The following is a 22,676-nucleotide window of genomic DNA, read 5'->3' on the forward strand; positions in this document are numbered from 1 at the left end:
TAAAGCAGCAGTTAGTGGCTTGTTCAGTTAATCTCTAGCTGTAAAAGAAGATACATCGCCGATTCCAGGCAGCTCTTCATTGGCTACCCAATCCTCATTGACGATATGAGCAGGAATCGTAATGGAGTCTAAGCTATATGCCGAATTGGCAAGCAATTCTTCTTTTAAAGGCGCTTGTTCTACCATCCTTCCGCCATGAAGCTGGACAATTTCTAAGGCTGATGTTAGATCCTCATTAACGACATGGATGTGTAACGATGTTGGCGAATGCATCGCAGGATCGTAGCCTAATTCCTGTAAAAGAGAAAATGCTTGGTCGGCATCTTGCTTATTATTAAATTCAAATACGAGCGCTACTTGATCACTCATAAAAACAGCTCCTTATACGTTAATACTAAGTTGGTCGATGCTCACAGCTTGCAGCTATTATCAGATGAGATGCTTAAAATTCTTACATAACATCAATGATAATCATTGCATACTGCTACGCTTTACCAGCTTAGTATATGTATATTAAGGAGCTGTCTATACATCTTTCACTTTATCTCTCAAACATGTTCTCTTATCTATTCTTTAGTTATTTTTATGGTGAACTTCAATGTTAACCACGAAACGCTTTAAGCTGCTCGTTTAACTCTTTTGTCTGATGGTAAACCTGCTGATACACTTTAAATAATGAAGCATATACCTCAACTGCCTGTGGATTTGGCTCATAACTATCCGCATGCTTTACAAATTGCTCTGCACAAGCCTCTAAACTATCAAACCAACCACAGCCATAGGCAGCTAGCATCGCAGCCCCTAAGCCAGGACCTTGCTCATTTTCCAATGAAACAACGTTAGCATTAAAAATATCTGCCTGCATTTGCAGCCAAGTCGGATTTTTCGCGCCGCCGCCAATGGACACGATCTTTTCAACTTTTTTTCCAGCCTGACGGAACATAGCTACTGATTCATTTAAGCTAAACGTAATTCCTTCCATAACCGCACGTGCAAAATGAATTCGCTCATGCGTACCGTCAACACCAATAAAGCTTGCACGAATGTTTGAATCTGGATGCGGTGTACGCTCACCTACAAGATATGGCGTAAATATCAATCCATTAGAGCCAGGCTTTACTTGATCTACTCCTGCCAGCAGCTCATCATACGATTCATTAGCGGCAAAGGTCTTCTTGAACCAGCTAAGCGAATAACCTGCTGCAAGCGTAACCCCCATCGCATAGAAGGCATCCTGTTTACCATGATTAAAGAAATGCACCTTGCCGCCAAAGTCCTTAGACTTATCATTTTCATAAGATAAAATAACGCCAGAAGTACCGATACTGCTTAATGTTAACCCCTCAGACAAAATACCTGCCCCAATTGCGCCGCACGCATTATCTGCACCGCCAGCGAACACCTTCGTTGCAGTTGACAACCCTGTCGCCTGAGCAATTTCTGGTAAAATTGTGCCGACAAGCTCATGCGATTCTACTAAAGGAGGACAGAAGCTTTCAGATAATCCGAAAGCAGCTAGCACTTCTGGACTCCACTTCTTGCCTGCAACATCAAGCATCAATGTACCTGCCGCATCAGAATAGTCCATATGTAGCTTTCCTGTAAGGCGATAACGTACATAGTCTTTAGGCAGCAAAAAAATTGAAGCCTGCTCAAACAGCACTTTCTCGTATTGGCGAACCCAAAGAATTTTTGGCAAAGTAAAGCCTTCTAGCGCTGGATTACGAGTTACCGTTAACAACGTATCACCAAGTACTCTTTCGATTTCACGGCATTGCTCCGTTGTGCGAGTATCATTCCATAAAATAGCAGGTCGCACAACTTCCCCTTTCTCATTTAGGAGAACTAAGCCGTGCATCTGTCCTGAAAAACTAATTCCTTCAATTGACGCAGCTTCAACACCTGCAGCTGAAGCTACCTCTTTTAATGCTTCAACAGTCGCCGTAACCCAGTCCTCTGGTCGCTGCTCACTCCAGCCAGGATGGTCATGATATAAAGGGTAGCTTCGAGTAGCTTCTGCGACAATTGTGCCACTGCGATCCATTAACAATGTTTTTACAGCACTTGTACCTAAATCGACACCAATTACATAGCTCATGTTCTTTCCTCCTAACCTTTTTATCTGCTTCTATTCAGCTTCAAAATAAATCATTCTTTCTATCCAAAGACAGCTCGCCACAAGGACGAGCTGCATAAACGTTTTACGAACGATATATAGCTATGTTATACGCTGAAAATAACTTCATTTAAGCGTACACGAAGGTTTTCGATGCGTCCAGATTTATTACGTACAACTGGATTTGTTAGAGCGTAAGCCTCTAGATCTTTAAGCGTTGCTTTACCAGCTACCACATCAGCACCTAAGCCTTCTTTGAAGGTAGCATATTTATCTTCAATAAAGCTGTCGAACACTTTTTCTTCGATTAATTTTGCTGCAGCTTTTAGACCCCAAGCATAGCTATCCATACCGGCAATATGACCTAGTGCCAAATCATTCATTTCAAAGGAAGAACGACGAACTTTAGCGTCAAAGTTAACACCGCCGCGACCTAGACCGCCTGCTTTAAGCACTTCATACATTGTAAGCGTAGTTGCATACAGGTCTGTTGGGAATTCATCAGTATCCCAGCCAAGCAGCATATTGCCTTGGTTAGCATCAAGTGAGCCAAGCATACCGTTAATCGCAGCAACACGAATTTCATGCTCAAAAGTATGACCAGCAAGCGTTGCATGGTTTGCTTCAAGATTTAATTTGAAATGTTTATCTAGACCGTAAGTTTTTAAGAAGGCAATTGTTGTAGCAGCATCAAAATCATATTGATGACTTGTTGGCTCTTTTGGTTTAGGCTCGATTAGGAATTGTGCATCAAAGCCAATTTCATTTGCATAATCAACAGCCATATGATAGAAGCGTGCTAAATTGTCTAATTCAAATTTCATATCTGTATTGATTAGAGACTCATAGCCTTCACGACCGCCCCAGAATACATAGTTTGAAGCACCAAGCTCTTTACCGATTTCCAAGCCTTTTTTCACTTGTGCTGCCGCATAAGCATAAGCATCAATGTTTGCTGCAGTCGCTGCACCATGTACATAACGAGGGTTAGTAAAGTTATTTGCAGTGTTCCAAAGCAATTTTTTGCCTGTTGATTTTTGATAATCTTTTAGCATGGATACAATTACATCAAGATTTTTGAAAAACTCTTGCAAAGTTGCACCCTCTGGAGCAATATCAACATCATGGAAGCAATAGAATGGAATATTTAATTTTTCCATAAACTCAAAATTCGCTTCAACACGCGCTTTTGCACGATCTAAACCATCGTATTTGTCCCAAGTGCGAATCATCGTGCCTGAACCAAATGGATCTGTACCATTTGCATTAAATGTGTGCCAGTAAGCAACTGCAAAGCGAAGATGCTCCTCCATCGTTTTACCAAGCACCACTTCAGTTGGGTTATAATGCTTAAACGCATAAGGATTAGTAGAACCTTTACCTTCAAATTCAATTTTTGAAAAATCAGTAAAATAAGCCATTGAATAACTCCTCCTTAACAATGAATGATTAATATTGGATTGAATGTGACAGCGATCTTATATTTTTGAAATCGCTTTATTCGTATGTTATTGATAACAGAATATCACATCAAACTTTGTTTGTCTATTAAACAAAGTAAGTATGTCTTAAAAAATTTTCTGATACAAATTCCTCATCTTATGATAAAATCACGAAAATAATTTTATGAAAAAACGAGTTCAAAAAAGAACCTGATTCACTCCATAGTCTCCTGACGCTTATTCTTACGAACCTCAAACTTTATTTATTGGTTAAACTAAGTTGATTTTATGATATAATATCCCAATAATCGCTATATCATTGGACGGAGGTACTTCATTGAAAGCTAAATCAACAGGTGATCTTGCTCTAGTAAAAAAGATGAACTCTTATATTGTACTGAGCAATATCAAAAAGCATTCCCCTGTATCTCGTGCGCAAATTTCTGAAATTACAGGTTTAAACAAAGCAACTGTTTCTAGTCTCGTAAATGAATTAATTGAAAATGATTTGGTGCTTGAGATCGGACCTGGTGAATCAAGCGGCGGTCGCAAACCTGTACTGCTGCTGTTTAATGAGAGGGCTGGCTATGCAATTGGCATCGATCTTGGTGTTAACTATTTACGCGGCGTTTTAGTAGATTTAAACGGAAATATTGTGAGCGAATGCTACGAGCAATTAAGTCAACAACAACGAGCAATTGCCTTTGATAAATTAATCGCTAATATTGATCAATTAATTGCCCATGCACCGCCTAGCACATATGGCATTGTTGGTATTGGTGTTGGCGCTCCGGGAATTATTGATCAGACAGGTACGATTTTATTTGCTCCGAATATGAAATGGCGTGAGTTGCCTCTGCAAAATATGCTGTATGAGCGCTACAAACTGCCAATATTCATAGATAACGAAGCAAATGCTGGTGCACTGGGAGAACAGAAATACGGTGCAGGACAAGGAATTCGTAATCTTGTTTATTTAAGTGTCGGCTATGGAATTGGCTCTGGCATGATTTTAGACAAGGAATTGTATCGAGGGAAATCAGGCTTCGCTGGTGAGCTAGGTCATCTTTCGATTGCGTTTGATGGTAAGGAATGCACCTGCGGAAATTTAGGCTGTTGGGAGCTTTATGCTTCAGAAAAAGCACTGCTTGCAGAAGCTGAAGCGCTGGGCTATGAAAGACTAGATGATTTAATTTCTGCTGCTGAGCAAAACAATGCTGACGTATTAAAACTGTTCCAGCAAATCGGCTATTTTTTAGGAGTAGGTATTGCCAATATAATTAATACCTTAAATCCAGAATGTGTCATGATCGGCAATCGAATGAGCCGGGCAGCACAATGGATATTGCCATCATTAGAGGAAACGGTGCGAAAACGTGCATTGTCCTTTCATAGAGAAGAAGTTCAAATTTTATTTGCACAATTGCAAGAGCATTCTGCTGTTCGCGGCGCGGCTTACTATGCTATTAATACGTTCTTTGAGCAGTATAAGGCGCTGTAAAATTGCTATCTGATATAAGATAAGTACAGTACAATTTATTAGCTTGTTGCTGCAAAGAGTTGACAACCTGAACGATTCGTATATAATTTCAATGGTAGCTTTCTAGGGTTCCGCATTGGAATAATGGTCTGGTCCGAGAGAAAGCGGCTGTTGCATCAACAGCTTCACGGAGGGATAAAAGCCCGGGAGAAACTTGCTGTATTAACGTACAGTTTTCTCTCGGGCTTTTTTGCGTGTATATCGACTAAATGAAAGCACTATAAAATTAAGGAGTGAGATAAAATAATGAATAAGGCATGGGCTATGGTGATCATTGCAGCTTGCTTTGAGGTTGGCTGGGTAATTGGTATGAAGTACGCTGATTCGCCATGGGAATGGTTTGCCACGATAATAGCCATTTTAGTAAGTTTTTATGTCATGATTGCAGCAAGTAAAACTATCCCAGTAGGTACAGTTTATGCGGTTTTTGTCGGTTTAGGTACAGCAGGAACTGTTTTAGCAGAAATGATTATTTTTCATGCAGAGGTCAAACCAGTAAAGCTTGCCTTACTTGCACTGCTGCTTGCAGGAGTTGTCATTCTTAAACTTCAATCAAATGAAAAAGAGCAAACGGCCGTTACAGCAGAAGCTGCAACTAATTCCCATCAAGTGAACCATCACGAGAATAGTAATAAGGAGGACTGCTAAATGGATTGGTTGTGCTTAGTCATTGCAGGCTGCTGTGAAATATTAGGTGTATATATGATGAATCGTTATTTGCAAAAAAGTAATATAACGAATTTTTTAGCATTAGTAGCTGCTTTTTCAGCTAGCTTTATTCTTCTTTCCTATAGCATGCTGACTTTACCAATGAGTACTGCCTACGCTGTGTGGACTGGAATCGGCGCCTCTGGCGGAGCGATTGTCAGCATTGTCGTGTTTGAAGAAAATAAAAGTGCCCTAAGAATAATGGGGATCGCAATGGTGTTAATTGCAGCAATCGGCTTGAAATTAGTTGATTAATTCATATGTTGCATGAGCAGCTGTGTTAATAGTAGAGCTCTCTGCTCATGCAAAGTTTATTTCCACCTTTGAACTTTCGCCATATATGCTGCTTTACCTATAATCTCAATTTCTACCTTGTCCCACTTAATAACACCGTTAGAATACGTTGCTTGAAACAGAATTGTATGGTTTCCAGTAAGCAGATCGTTAAAGCTCTCCTCCCACATACTGCCACTCCAGCGATTGTTCCCATCATAACTTAATTTGACTGTCGTTCCTGTCGTGCTAAGCGTAGCTGTTACAGACACAGTATAGGTGTTACTATCGCCTACAGCGGTTTGCGAAAGCGCTGTGTCAGCATTCAGCATAAAACGTTCACCGCTATAAAACTGATAAACCTCCCAACGTTTGCTGCTGTTTGATGGCAATGCAGCATTGTATGCTTGACGATAGCTTTCCCATAGCTCAGTATGGCTTACTTGCCCAATAATCGTTAGCGGTTGAACATGCAGACGATTTACAGCTTCTACTGCTTCCGCTTTATTATCAGTTACGATTTGTTTAATCGAATATATGCCAGGTTTTAAAGATGACAGCGTAAATGCTAAATTTTTATATTGCGAGCTGGTCACAGTAAAATATGTGCCTGCGCTTGGATAGTACGTTTTGCTGCCTGCTGGCGTAGTCACTTCATAACGAACGCTTAACGTATCATTATCTGGGTCACTCACATTGTGATTAATTTTCACAGTATCGCCCTCATAGAGCAGCGTTGGCGCATACGTAAATCCGGCCTCTGGCGGCTGATTGAGTTCAATATAAAAGTATTTGTCAGTAGCATAATTACTCCAATCATAGCCATCATAAACACTTACCGTTATCCGATAAATATTCCCTTCACTTACCCAACCACTAGGCAAGGTATAGAACATATTAGAGCTTGTTATAATTGGCGATGTTTTAAGAACCGTTCCATTTTCTGCTTTTAGCTGCAATTGATATTGCACTTGACTATCGCCGTCTGCATCATTCATTGTCCAGCGAATAGTCGGTGTTAATGTATTAAACTTGGTCGCTGTCGCTGAGCTGATGCCACTTGGTGTCGTAACAGTAGCTTGCGGCGCACGATTCACAATATGAATTTGCTTCGTAACAGAAGCCGATGCTCCGTCATTATCCGTAACGGTATGTTTAATATCAAATGTACCAATCGAACTAAAGGAACGGGTAAACTCCTTCTCGGTACTTAAAGTAAGTGGCGAACTTCCTGGACGCAATAGCTCAAACCGATAGGTTTCAATCCAACCGTCATAATCTGTTGCTAAGCTCTTAAATTGAATATCTACGCCTCGATAAGTCGTAATTGGCGAACGTGTAAAATCAGCTATTGGCAGCTTGTTCAAAATATTAAAGCTTGTTGTTACCACTTCACTGACAGCTCCAAGCTGATCCTCAGCCCAATGTTCTACACGATAGCCCCCTTTTTCATTGAAAGAAATATTGGTAATGTCTTTCGTGTAGTAAGTCGTCATTTTTCCACTTGGAGATATAATACGCCAATATGACTTCAGACTACTAATATCCTCACTATCTGGATCGGTATCTGCGGATGTAAAACTATATTTTTCATCAATATAACCATACTTTGGCGCACTGCTAATTTTAGCAATTGGCGCTTGGTTAACAACCTCAAATATTTTCGTTAATGTACTGCGTGCCCCTAACGGATCGCTGGCTACTAGTTTAACTTGCCACTCGCCGATTGCCGATTTCCCTAAGCCAAATTGCTTAATGGTAAACTGTGGATGCTTGCTATTGCCTAAATTATAGCTTTTTCCGTTATGTTGTAATGTCCAAGCATAGCTTACAGGATCGCCATCTGGATCAGGCTCTACAGTAGTATTTACTACTTTGATTGAGCTGTCTCGATAAGAATCTGGTAGATCTTCAAAATTCGCATTTGGCGGATAATTAACAACCTCCATCCATTCTGTATGCCATTCCGATACTGCACCATGATCATCAGTAACACGCAGCTGCACTTGGTATGAGCCTAGGTTTGAAAGTCCTGCTGCAGTTGCTTGGTTTTGCAGCACTTGTTTTGTCGGCTGTGTTTGGCTATTCCAAATGGTATGACCATCTTTTATAACTATCCATTCACGCTTAATGATGTTATCTCCGTTCGGATCATAACTGCGATCCGTAATGACCGCATTAGCACGATGCGATACACTGCCTGGCTCAATCGTAAATAGAGCAATTGGCGGTAAATTATCTGGATTGGTCGATAGCAATTGAATCGTTTCTTTACTCCAAGCTCCGTCTAAATCCTTAACACGTAAGCTGATTAGATAATCCATGTTTTGCTCAGCCATTGTTAGCTGTCCTGCTGTCCAGCTTAGATCGTCTAGCTTCTTCCATTTCCACTCCCATTCAATAATGCCATGATTTAGCCGTGAATAACGATCGAGGTCGTAAGAGTAGTCGGTAATTTTCACGCTTCGGTTTGGCTGTACTATCGCACTAAATTGGGCAACTGGTTCACGATGAACATACAATCTTAGCAATGATAACGTATCTCTGCTCCACTTCCAGTAGTTACTAAAGCGAGCATCTGCCAGCGGTTCATCCTGCGCTTGCATGCTCATTTCATAAAGTCCAACTTTTGTAAAGCGTGTAGTTAACGTGTCTGCATATTCTCCTGTTCCAGCCATTACCCCTGTATGATTTTCATATACCGTTGGATCATGCGTTGTTTTAAAGCGTTCAGCTCGCTTACGATCACCTTCTGCATCTTCATAGAATAAATTCACGCTAATCTCTGCGCTATATTCGTTTGTTACTGGATCATGCTGCAAAACTAGCACGTCTTTCACTCGCTTAGGATTGAATAAGGCAGTATCAATAATCGTCTGCTTTATATCGTTATAGTAAGAACTATAACTTGTCCCTGAATAGAATTTCCCTTTGCCTTCATTTAGCTCGATAAGCTGCTCGGCAATACTGCGATTATTGCTGCTGCCAATTTGGAAGTAGTGAGCATAATACGTTGCTAAAGTTTCCGATGCGCCCTCTAAATAAGCTTCTTCAAGCAAATCATTCATTGATGCCGTTTGCAAGAACAATACATATTGGTTTTTCTCCTCGTTCCACTGAATGTTATTCATTAGCTCTTGCAGTTTGCTGCTTGCATTGCCGTAATAATAATGTGGTGTAACCAAAATATTTTGCCCTCTTAACTCTTTCACAAGCTGCTGGACTGAACTTTCAATGGCACTATTTCCTTGTCCATTTTGCGCCACTAACACATGCAAATCGGCTTCTTTACGTTCCGCAATAAATTGAGCTGCTTGTGTTAAAGAGGATTCCATGTTTCCACTATCATATTGCAGCAAATGTTGGTTTAAAGCCGTTTGAATTTTCGTTGCTTTATCGTGGTTTGTATTGACACTCATATACGTAATCTGTTGCTTAGCAAAAGTTTGAATCGTAGAAGCAAGTTGTTTTGCATTGTTTAGATGCGAAATATCAAAGTTATCTAAGCGAATATAATATTTATCAGCATCTGAGCGATAAGGCACTTCCTCGATAATATCAGTAATATAGCGTTTTTCAGCTACGTACCATTCAGGATATTTAGCGATTTGAGGATCTACCCCTAAGCTGATAATTTCACTGGTTTGGAGATTTACAAGTAAAGCATGGGCATTTGTTTGCTCATATATCAAATAATCTCCAGCATAAGAAGTTGGAAATACATTATTAAGGTTTCGACCATATGCACTTGCTCCTGCTAAATTAACCTTATTTCTTAATAAAACTTTCGTATTTGCATCCGTATAATCTTCGTAATAATAAATTTCTCCATCAATTGATGATCTATAGACTAACTGTTTACCATCAAGAAATAAGATTTGTGGTAATCTTGTTGTGCCTTCTTCGAATAAACGATGCTCATTCGTTTCCATATTGTAGACCATTACGTTCTGATGATCGATGATATTGCTGTATGTTCCTCTCATGATGGTCTTAATATAAAGAAGCTCTTTTGTTTCTTTTGAAAAACCATAAAATCTAATATTACTACTTGAATTGGTATCGGATGTACTAACATATCCTAATGGAATAGCATTTCTAGTTTCCCCTCTGAAAAACTCAATTGGATTCGTGATGAGATTTGCAGTTTCTCCCGTAGTCGTAGACCGCCAAATTAAGCTATTATTTGGCCCTACAGTAACATATGGCAAGACTAATTTCTCTGACTCATTATACTTTCTTCCCGTAATCGAGATAGGTGTGTTGGTATTTTTAAGGGCGTTGATAGCTGCAATATCTACAGCATATAAATTATTTACTGTAGTCGAAAAGTTAACTGATTGAGCTTCAAACAAGATATGTCCACTTTCGGTTAGAATAGCTGAACTAAAGGCAAGCGATCTAGTAAGCGCTCCATTATTTGCAAAAGAATCCCCTGGGTGAACAGAAATGACTCGATAAGGCTCTGAACTACTTGACATATAAGTAGAGAATATGAGTTCCGTTTCTGGATGATAAACGAGACTTCTTCCTGATCGATTATCAATTGATACACCTACGTCTTTTATAAATTTACTGCTCCTACTTGCAAGGTCAAACGCATATAACTGAGAATAAATACCTGGTTTATTGGATGGTGCTGCAAAATAATATAGCGTATTAATCCCTTCACTAGATTTCTCAACATGCAGCTTATAATCTAATCCTGCTTCTTGCACCTTCGGTCGTAAGTACTGATTAACCATGCTATTAATTTGATCTATTGTGTAGGATGTGTTACCAACGTCAACAATCACATCGACTTTCTTTTTCTCTTTCATCTCAAAACTAACAGTCGGGGCATAGTTTAATACTTCCCCTACATTATCTGCTTTCTTATTATCCCCTGCCCAGGATTGGGTAAGTCTGCGATCAGCAGCAGTAACAAATTGTTCAATGGTTGGCTGACCAAATTCCTCTTGTACTTGCAAGAAAAAGGCATACCTTCCAACTTTATTGGCTCGATACGTAACCTCTGTATTATTACCTGTATTGAAGGTCACTTTGGGTTCATCGTATACCCCATCGTTATTGGCATCATAGGCAACATACCAGGTACGTTTAACAATAGTGTCGCCATCCATGGAGTACGATTTATCTCGCAACTCAAAGGTAGCCACATTACCATCATTCGGATCGCGATATATTTTTTCTTGGAATTCAAAATCTACAACTGGAGGATCATCAGGCTGAATCGTAAACATTCTTTGGGTAGTAGACGTATAGCCAGCCGTATTTTCAACTGTTAACGTGACAATGTAATCTCCTGCTTGTTTGAATAACACATCAAATTCTTTCTTACCATTCAAGCTGCCACTATATTTAATCTGCGATGAACTGATTCCTTGGCTAACAGGCTCAATTGTCCATTTTGTTTTTGATGTTACGATAGGATATTTATATGGGGAATCTGATATATCGGTAAAGGTAACTTTACGATTTTCTTTTAATGTACCAGATTGTTTAATGGCTGCTTCGACAGTCGGCTCTACTACAACAAAGGAATGATATTCTCCACCTTGCAAACCGTCATTATCTTTAACATACAGCAATGCTTTTTGAGGACCTAACTTATCGTACATAGCAATGACGCTACTATATGAAGGATCGTAAGTATCTTGGGGAATGTCTACTTCAGCAGCATTAGGCAGTTTCCAGCGATAGGAGTCAATATAACCGTCTGGATCGTAAGATTCAGCGCCGCTAAAAGAAATATAATCGCCTTTTTTCACTTCTGGCAACGCATCAATCAATGCAACAGGGGGTTGTTTTTGAGGTCCTGAGGAGGGAGGTGGTGTTTGAGTTCCAATTGGATCTTTATAGACATAGGTAGAAGCCTTTAGTAAGCCACTATCTAATTCACTACAGTTAAAATACGAACTAGATTTACAAGTAGCTGTGACTCGCCCAAAAAACTCCTGAGTAAAATCCTTTATACTTGTACTGCTCAATTTGGACTTAGGAATAGTATATTGATAGGTTTTCTTAACCGTCGTTTGTCCATTTGCAGCTACTTTATCGCCAACGGGAGATATCATCGTCCCATCTGGCAGTCTGACATATAAATAATACTGCTCCAAGACTTCAGGCTTCTCAATATTATGAACTTCCCCTTCTAGCGTAAGATTAACTACAATATCATTCCCTACAAATTTCACACTGTTTGGATCTGCTGTTAATTGCCCTGTAAGTGTTGGGACACCGTAAGGAACATAACTATAAGTAACAGTGCCTTTATATTCATACGTATCTAGCGGTATAGTATCTGCTGTAATGGTGTACGCATAATAGGCAGGGTACATCCAGCATGCTGCATGTCCTGTTAGAAATTTTGGATCTTTTGCATCTATTGGGTTCATAAGTTTTTGATAGTCGCTTTTCAACTGATATTGCACACCAATTGTAGGTTTTTTTTCATTATAGTTTTTTGGAAAAACAATTTTTCCATCAATGGAAGTTTCAGCAGGCTGAACAGACGATTGTTTAACTCTTAGGGAATCTGGTTTAATTAAACTGCGATCAATTTTTGTTTTTCCATCAAAGAAATAAGTCTTATTAATATCTAGTGTTGGGCTTGAATAGGTCATTACAGCTCGTATGATATCTACAGGCAACTTAGTCGGTGTAGTCATAGAAGTATCAACAGAGCGATTAGGATGTACGTAATCTATAAGTTTTACACCAAAGTCTGGTACAGTACGTGTATTGATTTGCCACTTAATGCCGTCACTATAACGACAAACTGCATTCCCTGGATTAGCTTGAAAAAATTCTTTAATATCACTGCTATAACCTGTTACTTCTATTGATTTTCCAGCAACTTTTTTTCCTTGAATTTCAAGCTTTAATTTTCGTTTTCCATCTTTCATCACAATTTCTTTACTAAGAATTTTCAAACTAGTATCTACCTCTACACTAGACAAAACAACTTCTTTAGCAGCATCAGGGATATCAATATAAAAAGTAGCTTTATCCATACTAGCCTGTTCAGGAGTAGCTGTTAAGATTTGTTTATATGGCTCTAGTCCATTGTCTGCAAACGTTGTAAAGTTAGGTATAAGCATAGAAAGCAATGAAAAAATTAAGAAAACCTTAAAAATCCTTTGCATTTTAGTATGGTTCCTCCCCATAAATTATGACAGTATTTTTGTCATCTTTATGATTTGTTATTAATGCAATAAAGTTAATTGGATTTTTCTTTATTTTCATAAATGCAACATATCCTGTAATAGATTCATTTGGTTCCAACGACCATGTATATAAATAATCTGTATTTGCTGAAACACTAAAACTTAAATTTTGACTGAGATCGTCCATAACCCCAATTTTAAGTTGTAAATCTCTATAATCTTTCGCAATACGTTTAGAGCTTTTATTAGTAATCGTCACTTTTAACCAAAGAATGTGTGATCCATCTTTGAAATTGTGAAAATCATATTTTTCATTCAACGCTTTAGCTTCAGCAGAACTAGTTTTGTACAAAAATGCTTCATGATACGTAACCTCTAATCCACCAGCAGCTATAGATATGGGCAGATCCTTAACTTTTTCCAAGCCATAATCCGCAAAATTATTATTCACCACTTCTGCGCCAGTTAAGAAATTAACTGTATTCGTCTTGCTTTCAAAGCTAATGTTCACACCTAGCCCTTGAGCAATAAAGCGTGCTGGAATAAACACACGTCCTTGCTTCATTTCTGCAACGGTGTCCATCGTAACGTTTTTGCCATTTACGATAATCACTTTCTTTCCAACTGTCACAGAGACAGTATTATTTGCTCGCTTTAACGTAGCCGTTTGTTTTGCTTGATCCCACTTAATATTGCTGTTTGGCACTCCCAATGCAGACGCTAGTAAACGCAGCGACCCCATTGTCCGATTGTCTTTATTGATATATGGCTGCGGCTCACCTTTTGGTGTAACAAAGAGCTTGCCATCCACTTTAAATGTTGGTACGTTGTTGCTTGTTGCGGCAGAAACACTGCTTACCAATGTAAATGTAAGTAAGATAGATAATACAATAGATAAACTTTTTTTCATGATAAAACACTCCTTAATTTATAAATTTAATAGTTTACTTCTGTTTCAGTTTGCTAAAGGAACTTTCTTGACCCAAAGAATCAACCCCTTTAATTTAATTTGATGAAAGCGAGATAGTTTGTTGCGCACCCATTTGTACACATGTTACTGATCGCCTTGTCGGTTCCTTACACGTTTATCAATAAACGTGTAAGGCTACAAGGCTCTGGAAGGCAAGGACTAAGAAAATAAAGATACTTTATTTTCCCTTGCCGACAGGAAGTACATGTTACAATGGTTGCAGCAACAAATGGGGTCACTCGCTGTTTACGCTAAGCGTAAACTTACCTTGTTCGTTGAAGTACATTCAATAAACTTTGTATTGATATACTGTCGGCGCCAAAATACTATCTTTTCGGCTTTCTATGTTTAATATTAAAGTCTGTTTATTATTAATCACTGCAACAATTGCAGGTCCTTCTAAGTATTCAGCTATCTTGTATTCCTCATTTTCATATAAAAAAGGAAATATTGCATTGCTATCATCTATTACATCAAAATAGAGAATCTCTACTGGATTTTTTAGTTTACTATTTGATTTTGGATTCATATTTAGCTCTAATTTTAAATTGGCCGCCAATGATTTTTTATATTCTTCTTCAGCTTTTACTCGATCAATAATGAATCGACCTTCTTTCAACGCATCTACATCAAGACTTAAAATAAGTGCATCATGTGCTGCGATATTATTTGAATCTTTTAGGTGTTCTCTTATGTAATTCCAGTTGCTATGTTCGATTTCAAATAACCATGCAGGCATGTATATTAAACTAAAAAAAAGTACAATTTTAATAAAATAACTCATTTTATCCTCCCCTACTCTATATACTCTGATATTTTATCCATACTAGCCTGTTCAGGAGTAGCTGTTAAGATTTGTTTATATGGCTCTAGTCCATTGTCTGCAAATGTTTTAAAGCTAGGTAGGAGCATTAAAAGCAGTGAAAATATTAAGAAAATCTTAAAAATTCTGTGCATCTTAGAATGGTTCCTCCCCATAAATTAAGACCGAATTAATATCATCTTTATGAATTGTACTAAGTACAATAAAATCTATTAATTCATTATTTTTTTTCATAAGGGCTACATATCCCGAAATTGATTCATTAGGTTCTAACTTCCATCTATATAGATAATCATTTGCATCTGAGTAGGCATAACTCATTGATGCTCCTAAAGAATTCATTGCTCCAATTTTCATTTGCTGATCAGTATAATCTCTTGCTATTTTCTTATTGGATTTATTAGTAATCGTCACTTTTAGCCAAAGAATATGAGATGCACCATCAATATTGTCAAATTTGTATTTCTCATGGAGCGATTTAGCTTCAGCAGAACTAGTTTTGTACAAAAATGCTTCATGATACGTAACCTCTAATCCACCAGCAGCAATAGATATTGGCAGATCCTTAACTTTTTCCAAGCCATAATCCGCAAAATTATTATTCACCACTTCTGCGCCAGTTAAGAAATTAACTGTATTCGTCTTGCTTTCAAAGCTAATGTTCACACCTAGCCCTTGAGCAATAAAGCGTGCTGGAATAAACACACGTCCTTGCTTCATTTCTGCAACGGTGTCCATCGTAACGTTTTTGCCATTTACGATAATCACTTTCTTTCCAACTGTCACAGAGACAGTATTATTTGCTCGCTTTAACGTAGCCGTTTGTTTTGCTTGATCCCACTTAATATTGCTGTTTGGCACTCCCAATGCAGACGCTAGTAAACGCAGCGACCCCATTGTCCGATTGTCTTTATTGATATATGGCTGCGGCTCACCTTTTGGTGTAACAAAGAGCTTGCCATCCACTTTAAATGTTGGTACGTTGTTGCTTGCTGCAGCAGACACACTGCCAAACAAAGTAAACACAACAAAAATTGCTAACATTAGTATTAAACCTTTCTTCATCCTAAATTCGCTCCCATCTTAAATCTTTTTATTATCCAGCTACTCTTATTTAGCTGTCTATTAACGGTTGATCAAAAAAAGCACCTCCTCATCAGGAAGTGCTTCTTCGTTATGTATAGTATAGCATATTCATCCAATAATTTCTATATTTTCTTTGATACGGATAACAAGTAATCTGTTAATCTACTGCCATAATCCAAACATATAGCTCTTTGTAGTCATTTTGGTGGAGAAACAACATGCTATAATACTAGTATTTGAACTAGGAAAGGGGTTCATCATGTCTACTGCAAAATGTCGTATTTTAATTATAGATGACCATGAGCATGCTCGCGAGGGGATTCGCACCATTATTGGACAAGATCCGCACTTTACCATTGTTGCTGAAGGTGCTTCAGGTGAAGAAGCGCTCCAATTAACCGAGCGCTACATGCCAGACCTCATTTTAATGGATATTCAAATGCCAGGTATGAGCGGCTTGGAAGCGACCAAACGACTAAAAATTAGCTTTCCCTATATTAAAATTATTATGGTCACCGTATCGGATGATATTACTCATCTATTTGAAGCAATAAAAAATGGGGCACAAGGATATCTGCTAAAAAATTTACAGCCTAGTGCGTGGCTAGATTATCTTCATGCTGTTGCGCTAGATGAAGCTCCAGTAACAAAGGAACTGGCATTTCGCATGCTAAAGGAATTTACAGCTAATCGTTCATCAGAAGAGGACAAACACCCCCTGACTTCACGTGAACAGGATATTTTAAAACTGGTTGCCAAAGGCTATGTAAATCGTGAAATCGCCCAGCAGCTTGATATTTCCGAGCATACGGTTAAAAATCATTTAAAAAATATTCTGCAAAAACTGCATTTAAGCAATCGAGTGCAACTGACTCGCTATGCCTACGAGCAGGGATGGATACAAGAGCAATAGTAAGATGCAATGATAGCAATTGAGTGGAGTATCAGGAGGATACAATGAGCTATAGAGTAAATAAGTGGTTAATTCTTATCATACCTACATTAACAATTGGATTATGGGAATATATTCGGCATGAGTTTTTGCTGTCGTATATTTCGATGGAGCTGGGCAACTGGTTAACGCCTGTTATCGTGTTTATTGTTACGATCGTCTTTCTAACTAAGCTTTTTTCCATTATGGAAAATAATCAAAAAGAGTTAAATGAATCAAAAGCAATGCAAGATGTGCTGCTCGAGCGAGAACATATCGCCTCTGAGCTGCATGATGGCATTTCGCAATCACTATTTCTTCTAAATGTTCAGCTTGAACAAGCGTATCGCGAGCAATCTGAGGAGCATTACAATAAGCTAAAGGCTCAAATTCATCAAACGAATGCTTACGTTCGTGAAGCAATTATGAGTTTGCGCGCACCTATTAATGTGCAAAGCTTGCAGCTTAAGGAACAGCTAGGTCAATTTATTGATGATTTGGAAATGCGTATGGATGTGCAAGTTCAGCTTAATTGGAAGTTAAATGATGAGCTATTACCTCTAAAAGAGCGGATAGATTTACTGCTTTCCATTCGTGAAGGCTTGTACAATATTAAAAAACATGCACGAGCAGACCAAATTTGGATCGATGCCTTTCCTACAGAAAAAGGCTGGTATTGCTGTGTAAGAGATAACGGTGTCGGCTTTTCAGATCAGAAACTTTCACGTCATGAGCAATTTGGTTTAGCAATGGTACATGGGCGAGCAGAGCGCTGGAATTGGCAATTTGATATTGAGCGCCGTCAGGATCAAACCTATTTTCGTATTACAAAAAGCAAGGATTAGTTACTAAAACTACCTTGCTTTTTTCAACAATTCGTTTCCAGGATCAAAAATATTATGTAATTCCCTCACCCGCTACAAGCTTTTTACTTTGCTCAATAATTTCCTCTATTGTGCTGTAGGCGCCCGTATGAATGTGCTGAATTACCCCTTGCTTATCAACTAGAATCGTCACTGGATACCCCTGCATCGCTAACGCCGCTTTCCAGCTTAAGGTTTCATCACGCAGCACCGTCATCGTTATATCGTAACGCTCCATATAGGATTGGATTTTATCTAAATCCTCCTTCATATTTACAGCGATAAAGGTTACTTCTGGAACAAAGCTTTGCGCTTCATTAAGTAACGGTAATTCCTCGATACAAGGCTTACACCAGCTTGCCCAAAAGTTAATCAGCATCGGTTCAGCATTAGGGGTTAATGCTTGCAGCGTTGTTCGTTCTCCTTCTAAATCTGATAGCTTAATAGCAGGCAAATCATCGCCCGCTCTAACAATTGGTATTTGAGACGACTTGGCCCCAAGTTCTATATAAATAAAGATTGCGGCGATAATAACTGCTGCAATAAGAATAATCATAGAGAGAAAAGTCTTAGCATAGGAGCTCTTATTAGCGAACACGCTCCATCTCTCCTTCTTCTCCCCAAAAGATTGCCTCATATGCGGATTGCAAGCCATCCTCACCATATTGCTGTTTTATTTCCTCATAGCTGTTAGATAGCTTAATCTGTCCTTGATCAAGCAAAATAATATGATCCGCTACCGCCTCTGCAATCTGCAGTTGATGAGTTGAAAACAATACACTGGCTCCTTCATTAGCAGCCGAATTTATTATCGTTACAAACTGTTTCATCCAGTAAGGATCTAATCCATTGGTCGGTTCATCGAGGAGCAATAAGCTAGGCTTGCTTAACAAAGCCTGAGCTAATAGCAAACGTTGACGCATTCCCTTGGAAAATTTCCCTACTTTTTTATTACCTGTATCCGCCAATCCTACTAACTCTAGTAATTCACGTACCCGACTGTCAGATTGACGCTTTAGTTCTCCCCAAAAAGCTAACATTTCATAGGCATTCACATTTTCTATAAATTGATAATCGTCAGGCATATAACCTAATCTTTTTAAATACTGCACTCTATCCTGCTTTATACTATATCCATCTAATGTAATTGATCCGCTGCTAGGCTTCTTCAACCCCGCTACCATCTTGATTATACTGCTTTTACCGGCACCATTACCGCCGCAAAGAGCAACGATTTGACCAGATTTGATGTTTAATGAAAACGGCGCCACGATTGTTCTTCCCTTAATCACTTTAGATACATTTTTGATGCATAAATTAATCACGTTGATGCCCCCTTTTTCGCACGTAACCAGCAAGTGATAAAAAGCCTAGCACATACAGTATTAGCAAAAAGATAAAAGCAATATGGCCTGAAGGATGCTTAATCCATGTTACCCACTCGTAATACTCTGGTCCAATAATCGTTCCTCCGCCAAGGTTAGTAATGATATAGATTCTGATCCATTCTGCTGGATTAAGAAACGTAAACACTGTTAACAACGGCTTTATCCATAAATAAGGAAGCTGACCAAGAAGAGCAATCATTGTTGGTGACCAACCAATGATTAGAAAAAACCATACTCCTATTACTGACGTTAAAGCTTGCCAGCGTGTTGCAGCTAGAGCTCCAACTAACATCGCAATCGCTAAAAATGTAACAATTAACAGCAATGCAAACAAAAAGAGCAGCAAGTATGCTGATGGAGCAAGAGAATGAGTAGTCAGACTGCTAATAATGCCTGTGATCCCATAACCGATCGTAACGATAAGGGACAGAACAATAAGCAGCCCCACGTATTTACCGCCAATCCAGCTTGCCTCATCAAGCGAATAAGTATAAAGAAGTGCAGCACTGCCATCCTCCTTTTCTCCAGTAAGTGAAAAGGAGCCTAGCATTAATGTAATTAGCGGGAGCAGATATAATGTTAAGTTCATTAGCAATCCTGTTACTGCTGAATAGCCTGATGTATAACCTTGCTCGTTAATTAGCAGCAAGCTTAGCATGAACAAGATGAACAACACTAGAAAAGAATATGCCCATGGATTACGAAAGCCTAGCTTAAGCTCTCGCTTCATTATCGTTGTAAAATGATTCATTGCCATCTCCTGTACCAGATTTTAATGAGTTGTTTGCTTCTGCATCATACGCCACTGTGTGCTTGTTCAGCTGCTTCTCCATGTTCCTGCTCAGTCTTTTCCTCACTATGCTCTTGCTCTTCCATACTATTTTGTCCATGCTCAGCAGTACCATCTTGCTCTTCCATACCATCATGTTCAGCTTGTCCATCTTCGGACATACCTTCATGCTCTTGCTCTGTCATATGGTCATGTTCATGCGAATCTCCCTCTTGATGATGATGAGCTTTCTTCATTTCCTTGTTCACTTCCCATGAATGCGACTCCAAATCCTTTGCTGTCATTAGTTTACCTACGCCGTTCTCCTCAATATATTGCTTTGCGTCATCCTCTTTCTCAAATGAAATAATGCCATAAGCCATAGGGGTACTAATTGAAGCATCATAAACATAATAAGCCTTCTCATATTTCAACCATTCCAAGCTATTGAAATCTCGCACATAAGTAGCTGCAATTTGCTCTGTTCCATTTTCTACTCTCCACTTATTTAGATCGCCCAAATCATCAAATTTTAAGGAGCGACCTTCCTTTGTAATAATTTGTGTGGCATGAGCATCATCCTTAATTGCCATATTACAAATTTCACAGCGATCTACCTCTTCATTTATCGCTACTGGTGGATATTTCTCTTTTCCACAGCCTCCAACAAATAAACAAGCGATTAACAGTGTCAAACTAAACCATTTCCATTGCTTCATTGCTCATATCTCCTTACTTTTATAATGATATAAAACGCTAGTGCTGTAAGCAGCAACCAGCTTAACAACATCCCCCATTGCACTCCTTTAGTAACCGCCCCTTGCTGAAAGAAAGATTGATCAACTTGCTGTATTTTAATGCGAGGAGCTAAGTCACTAATCCAGTGCTTGGAATCTCCTTGATACATTTGCTCAATAAAGGCTACCCCTGGTGTGCCAAACAATAGCTGAAAGCTAGGTCTGCGTTCAATTAGTGACAGAAAAAATGGAGCTGACTTGTAGGGAAGCTCACTGTAACTATCTCCATCTAAATCTAGTCCCTGCAGGGAGTCCCAATAATTATGGCGAATAATTGGCTCTGTGCTGCCGTCATCCCATACATTGCTCACATTGCCAATAAAATTATTTTGCTCCAGCAACAGCTCATCTGCACTTTGCAACTGCAAAGCAACAAAGTTATGATCGAGCTCATTGTTAATGACTTCAAGCTGTTGACTGCGCTCTATCGTCAAACCAATTCGATTATTTGAAATGAAATTAGCGAAAATTTTAGCATTAAACACATCATAAATAAGAATGGCAGAAGCATTTGCATTAGCTTGATGCCCCGATAGCTGATTTTGCTCTAGCGTAATATCATTTGAAGTCATAATCATAAGCCCAATAACATTGTTATGACTTTCATTTTCGGCAATCTCAATTCTCTCAGAGTACATCATATGATAACCATAACGAGAATCAGTTACCTTGTTTTGGCGTATTGTTAAATGATCACTGTTTTCGACATAAACCCCATCATAAACTTCAGAAATTGTATTGCCTTCAACCACAATATCCGAGCTTTCGTATATAAAAACGCCATTACCTCGACTAGTTTGCTTCGTAAGTGAATCCCCGTTCCATTCAACTACATTATGAAGCAGTTTGCTTTGCTTCATATTTAACATTTCTATTGCCTTAGCTCTTGTCTGAATATTTAACTGCTGAAGCAACACATTGCTATGTCCTTCTGCTGTTATAACTGCTCGCTGCGGCTGCTTTCGTTCATCAACAATAGTGAAATTCGTTAGCTGAATATCATCACTTTGTACGATAATACTTTGCTCCTCATTTTCCTCGCTAGAAAGATAAATCGTCGTTTGATCACCTAGTCCGCTAATCGTAATCGGCTTATTGATGTACAGCGGCCCGATATACTGCTTGTCCTCTAGCTTTAGCTCGCCATTCGGCGGAACAGCATCGACTAATGGTTGGATTGGAGTAAAGTTTTGCGCCTTGCGAAATAATTTAGACTCTGGCAGCTCTCCATAACCTCTGCTTCTTTCTTTAGCCGTTACAACCCCAATATCCAATGTAAAGGTAAAATTGAAAATACAGAGAATTGTTAGTAATATTAAGGCGAATTTGAAGCCAGCAGATGAAGCAGATTTGATTTTATTGTGCTTAGTATCCTTCATCTGACTTCACCTCGATCGTAAAGCTGCTCATCACATGGTAATTCGCTACATTGCAATGATAAACAATTAAATTTTCTCCCGCTTGTTCAAATACTGCTTCAATTTCATAGATTAACTGATTGTCAATCATTTTTTCTTCTGCCTCGTACAGTCTTGTTTCTCTGCTATTATTACGCAGCTCTATTCGCATGCCATCGCTTGGCTTAGACTCAATTGGCAGCGTCACTCGAACAATTGTCACTTCACCAACAATCGGTTCACTTGGAATTGTATGTAATTGTGCCCCTAGCTCTGGCGGTTGCTCGAACTCCAGCTGGAATGAATCATAATTAGAAGCTGAGCTAGAATTGCATCCGCTTATAAACATGACGAGTAGTAGCAAGAAGAACGATTTGCATATCCTTTTCATAAAATTCGGCTTC

Annotated in this window: 18 protein-coding genes and 1 riboswitch; of the genes, 5 read left to right on the forward strand and 13 right to left on the reverse strand. The window is 38.9% G+C overall.

Annotated features, from left to right (window positions below; translation table 11 throughout):
- Positions 1-27: 27 nt before the first annotated feature.
- The 3 genes from AC2TDL_RS03600 to xylA form a co-directional block, all read right to left on the reverse strand.
- Positions 28-369, reverse strand: coding sequence for a hypothetical protein (locus tag AC2TDL_RS03600; protein ID WP_484698842.1), 342 nt, complete (start codon positions 367-369; stop codon positions 28-30).
- Positions 370-601: 232 nt separating this feature from the next.
- A complete protein-coding gene (gene xylB / locus AC2TDL_RS03605) occupies positions 602-2,098 on the reverse strand; it encodes a xylulokinase (RefSeq protein ID WP_484698843.1) in 1,497 nt (498 codons plus the stop codon).
- 125 nt (positions 2,099-2,223) lie between these two features.
- Entirely contained in the window at positions 2,224-3,537 is a 1,314-nt protein-coding gene (gene xylA, locus AC2TDL_RS03610) for a xylose isomerase (protein WP_484698844.1), read from the reverse strand.
- A 358-nt stretch (positions 3,538-3,895) separates the two neighbouring features.
- On the opposite strand from xylA, the gene AC2TDL_RS03615 reads away from it, so the two are divergent.
- The 3 genes from AC2TDL_RS03615 (at position 3,896) to AC2TDL_RS03625 (ending at position 6,061) form a co-directional block, all read left to right on the forward strand.
- A complete protein-coding gene (locus tag AC2TDL_RS03615; protein ID WP_484698845.1) occupies positions 3,896-5,059 on the forward strand; it encodes an ROK family protein in 1,164 nt (387 codons plus the stop codon).
- Between the two features lie 91 nt (positions 5,060-5,150).
- Positions 5,151-5,250: riboswitch (guanidine-I (ykkC/yxkD leader) on the forward strand.
- Positions 5,251-5,344: 94 nt separating this feature from the next.
- On the forward strand, positions 5,345-5,746 hold the full coding sequence (locus tag AC2TDL_RS03620; RefSeq protein WP_484698846.1) for a DMT family transporter: 402 nt from the start codon (positions 5,345-5,347) through the stop codon (positions 5,744-5,746).
- Positions 5,747-6,061, forward strand: a complete 315-nt coding sequence (locus AC2TDL_RS03625; RefSeq protein ID WP_484698847.1) for a DMT family transporter — start codon at positions 5,747-5,749, stop codon at positions 6,059-6,061.
- 56 nt (positions 6,062-6,117) lie between these two features.
- On the opposite strand, the gene AC2TDL_RS03630 is transcribed toward AC2TDL_RS03625, so the two are convergent.
- The 4 genes from AC2TDL_RS03630 to AC2TDL_RS03645 form a co-directional block, all read right to left on the reverse strand.
- Complete coding sequence (locus tag AC2TDL_RS03630) at positions 6,118-13,182, reverse strand: hypothetical protein (protein WP_484698848.1); 7,065 nt, start codon at positions 13,180-13,182, stop codon at positions 6,118-6,120.
- Between the two features lie 46 nt (positions 13,183-13,228).
- Positions 13,229-14,158 (reverse strand): copper amine oxidase N-terminal domain-containing protein, encoded by a 930-nt coding sequence (locus AC2TDL_RS03635; protein WP_484698849.1) that lies wholly within the window; start codon positions 14,156-14,158, stop codon positions 13,229-13,231.
- A 346-nt stretch (positions 14,159-14,504) separates the two neighbouring features.
- Positions 14,505-15,002 (reverse strand): hypothetical protein, encoded by a 498-nt coding sequence (locus AC2TDL_RS03640; protein WP_484698850.1) that lies wholly within the window; start codon positions 15,000-15,002, stop codon positions 14,505-14,507.
- A gap of 174 nt (positions 15,003-15,176) precedes the next feature.
- Entirely contained in the window at positions 15,177-16,106 is a 930-nt protein-coding gene (locus AC2TDL_RS03645; RefSeq protein WP_484698851.1) for a copper amine oxidase N-terminal domain-containing protein, read from the reverse strand.
- 280 nt (positions 16,107-16,386) lie between these two features.
- On the opposite strand from AC2TDL_RS03645, the gene AC2TDL_RS03650 reads away from it, so the two are divergent.
- Positions 16,387-17,040 carry a response regulator gene (locus tag AC2TDL_RS03650; protein WP_484698852.1) on the forward strand — a complete coding sequence of 218 codons (654 nt, stop codon included), beginning with the start codon at positions 16,387-16,389 and terminating at the stop codon, positions 17,038-17,040.
- Between the two features lie 44 nt (positions 17,041-17,084).
- Complete coding sequence (locus AC2TDL_RS03655) at positions 17,085-17,903, forward strand: sensor histidine kinase (RefSeq protein ID WP_484698853.1); 819 nt, start codon at positions 17,085-17,087, stop codon at positions 17,901-17,903.
- Positions 17,904-17,955: 52 nt separating this feature from the next.
- On the opposite strand, the gene AC2TDL_RS03660 is transcribed toward AC2TDL_RS03655, so the two are convergent.
- From AC2TDL_RS03660 to AC2TDL_RS03685, 6 genes are read right to left on the reverse strand one after another with little or no spacing between them, the layout of a single operon-like run.
- The gene (locus AC2TDL_RS03660; protein WP_484698854.1) at positions 17,956-18,519 is read right to left on the reverse strand and encodes a TlpA family protein disulfide reductase; all 564 of its coding nucleotides are present in this window, start codon (positions 18,517-18,519) and stop codon (positions 17,956-17,958) included.
- Positions 18,509-19,246, reverse strand: coding sequence for an ABC transporter ATP-binding protein (locus AC2TDL_RS03665; RefSeq protein ID WP_484698855.1), 738 nt, complete (start codon positions 19,244-19,246; stop codon positions 18,509-18,511). Before AC2TDL_RS03665 ends, AC2TDL_RS03660 begins: the two co-directional genes overlap by 11 nt.
- Entirely contained in the window at positions 19,239-20,060 is an 822-nt protein-coding gene (locus AC2TDL_RS03670; RefSeq protein ID WP_484698856.1) for an ABC transporter permease, read from the reverse strand. The genes AC2TDL_RS03665 and AC2TDL_RS03670 overlap by 8 nt, the downstream gene beginning before the upstream one ends.
- Positions 20,061-20,104: 44 nt before the next feature.
- Positions 20,105-20,797, reverse strand: coding sequence for a nitrous oxide reductase accessory protein NosL (locus AC2TDL_RS03675; protein WP_484698857.1), 693 nt, complete (start codon positions 20,795-20,797; stop codon positions 20,105-20,107).
- The gene (locus AC2TDL_RS03680) at positions 20,794-22,254 is read right to left on the reverse strand and encodes a right-handed parallel beta-helix repeat-containing protein (protein WP_484698858.1); all 1,461 of its coding nucleotides are present in this window, start codon (positions 22,252-22,254) and stop codon (positions 20,794-20,796) included. Before AC2TDL_RS03680 ends, AC2TDL_RS03675 begins: the two co-directional genes overlap by 4 nt.
- Positions 22,241-22,663, reverse strand: coding sequence for a hypothetical protein (locus tag AC2TDL_RS03685; RefSeq protein ID WP_484698859.1), 423 nt, complete (start codon positions 22,661-22,663; stop codon positions 22,241-22,243). Before AC2TDL_RS03685 ends, AC2TDL_RS03680 begins: the two co-directional genes overlap by 14 nt.
- Positions 22,664-22,676 lie beyond the last annotated feature (13 nt).

The sequence above is a fragment of the Paenibacillus sp. plas6 genome, from assembly GCF_057221655.1.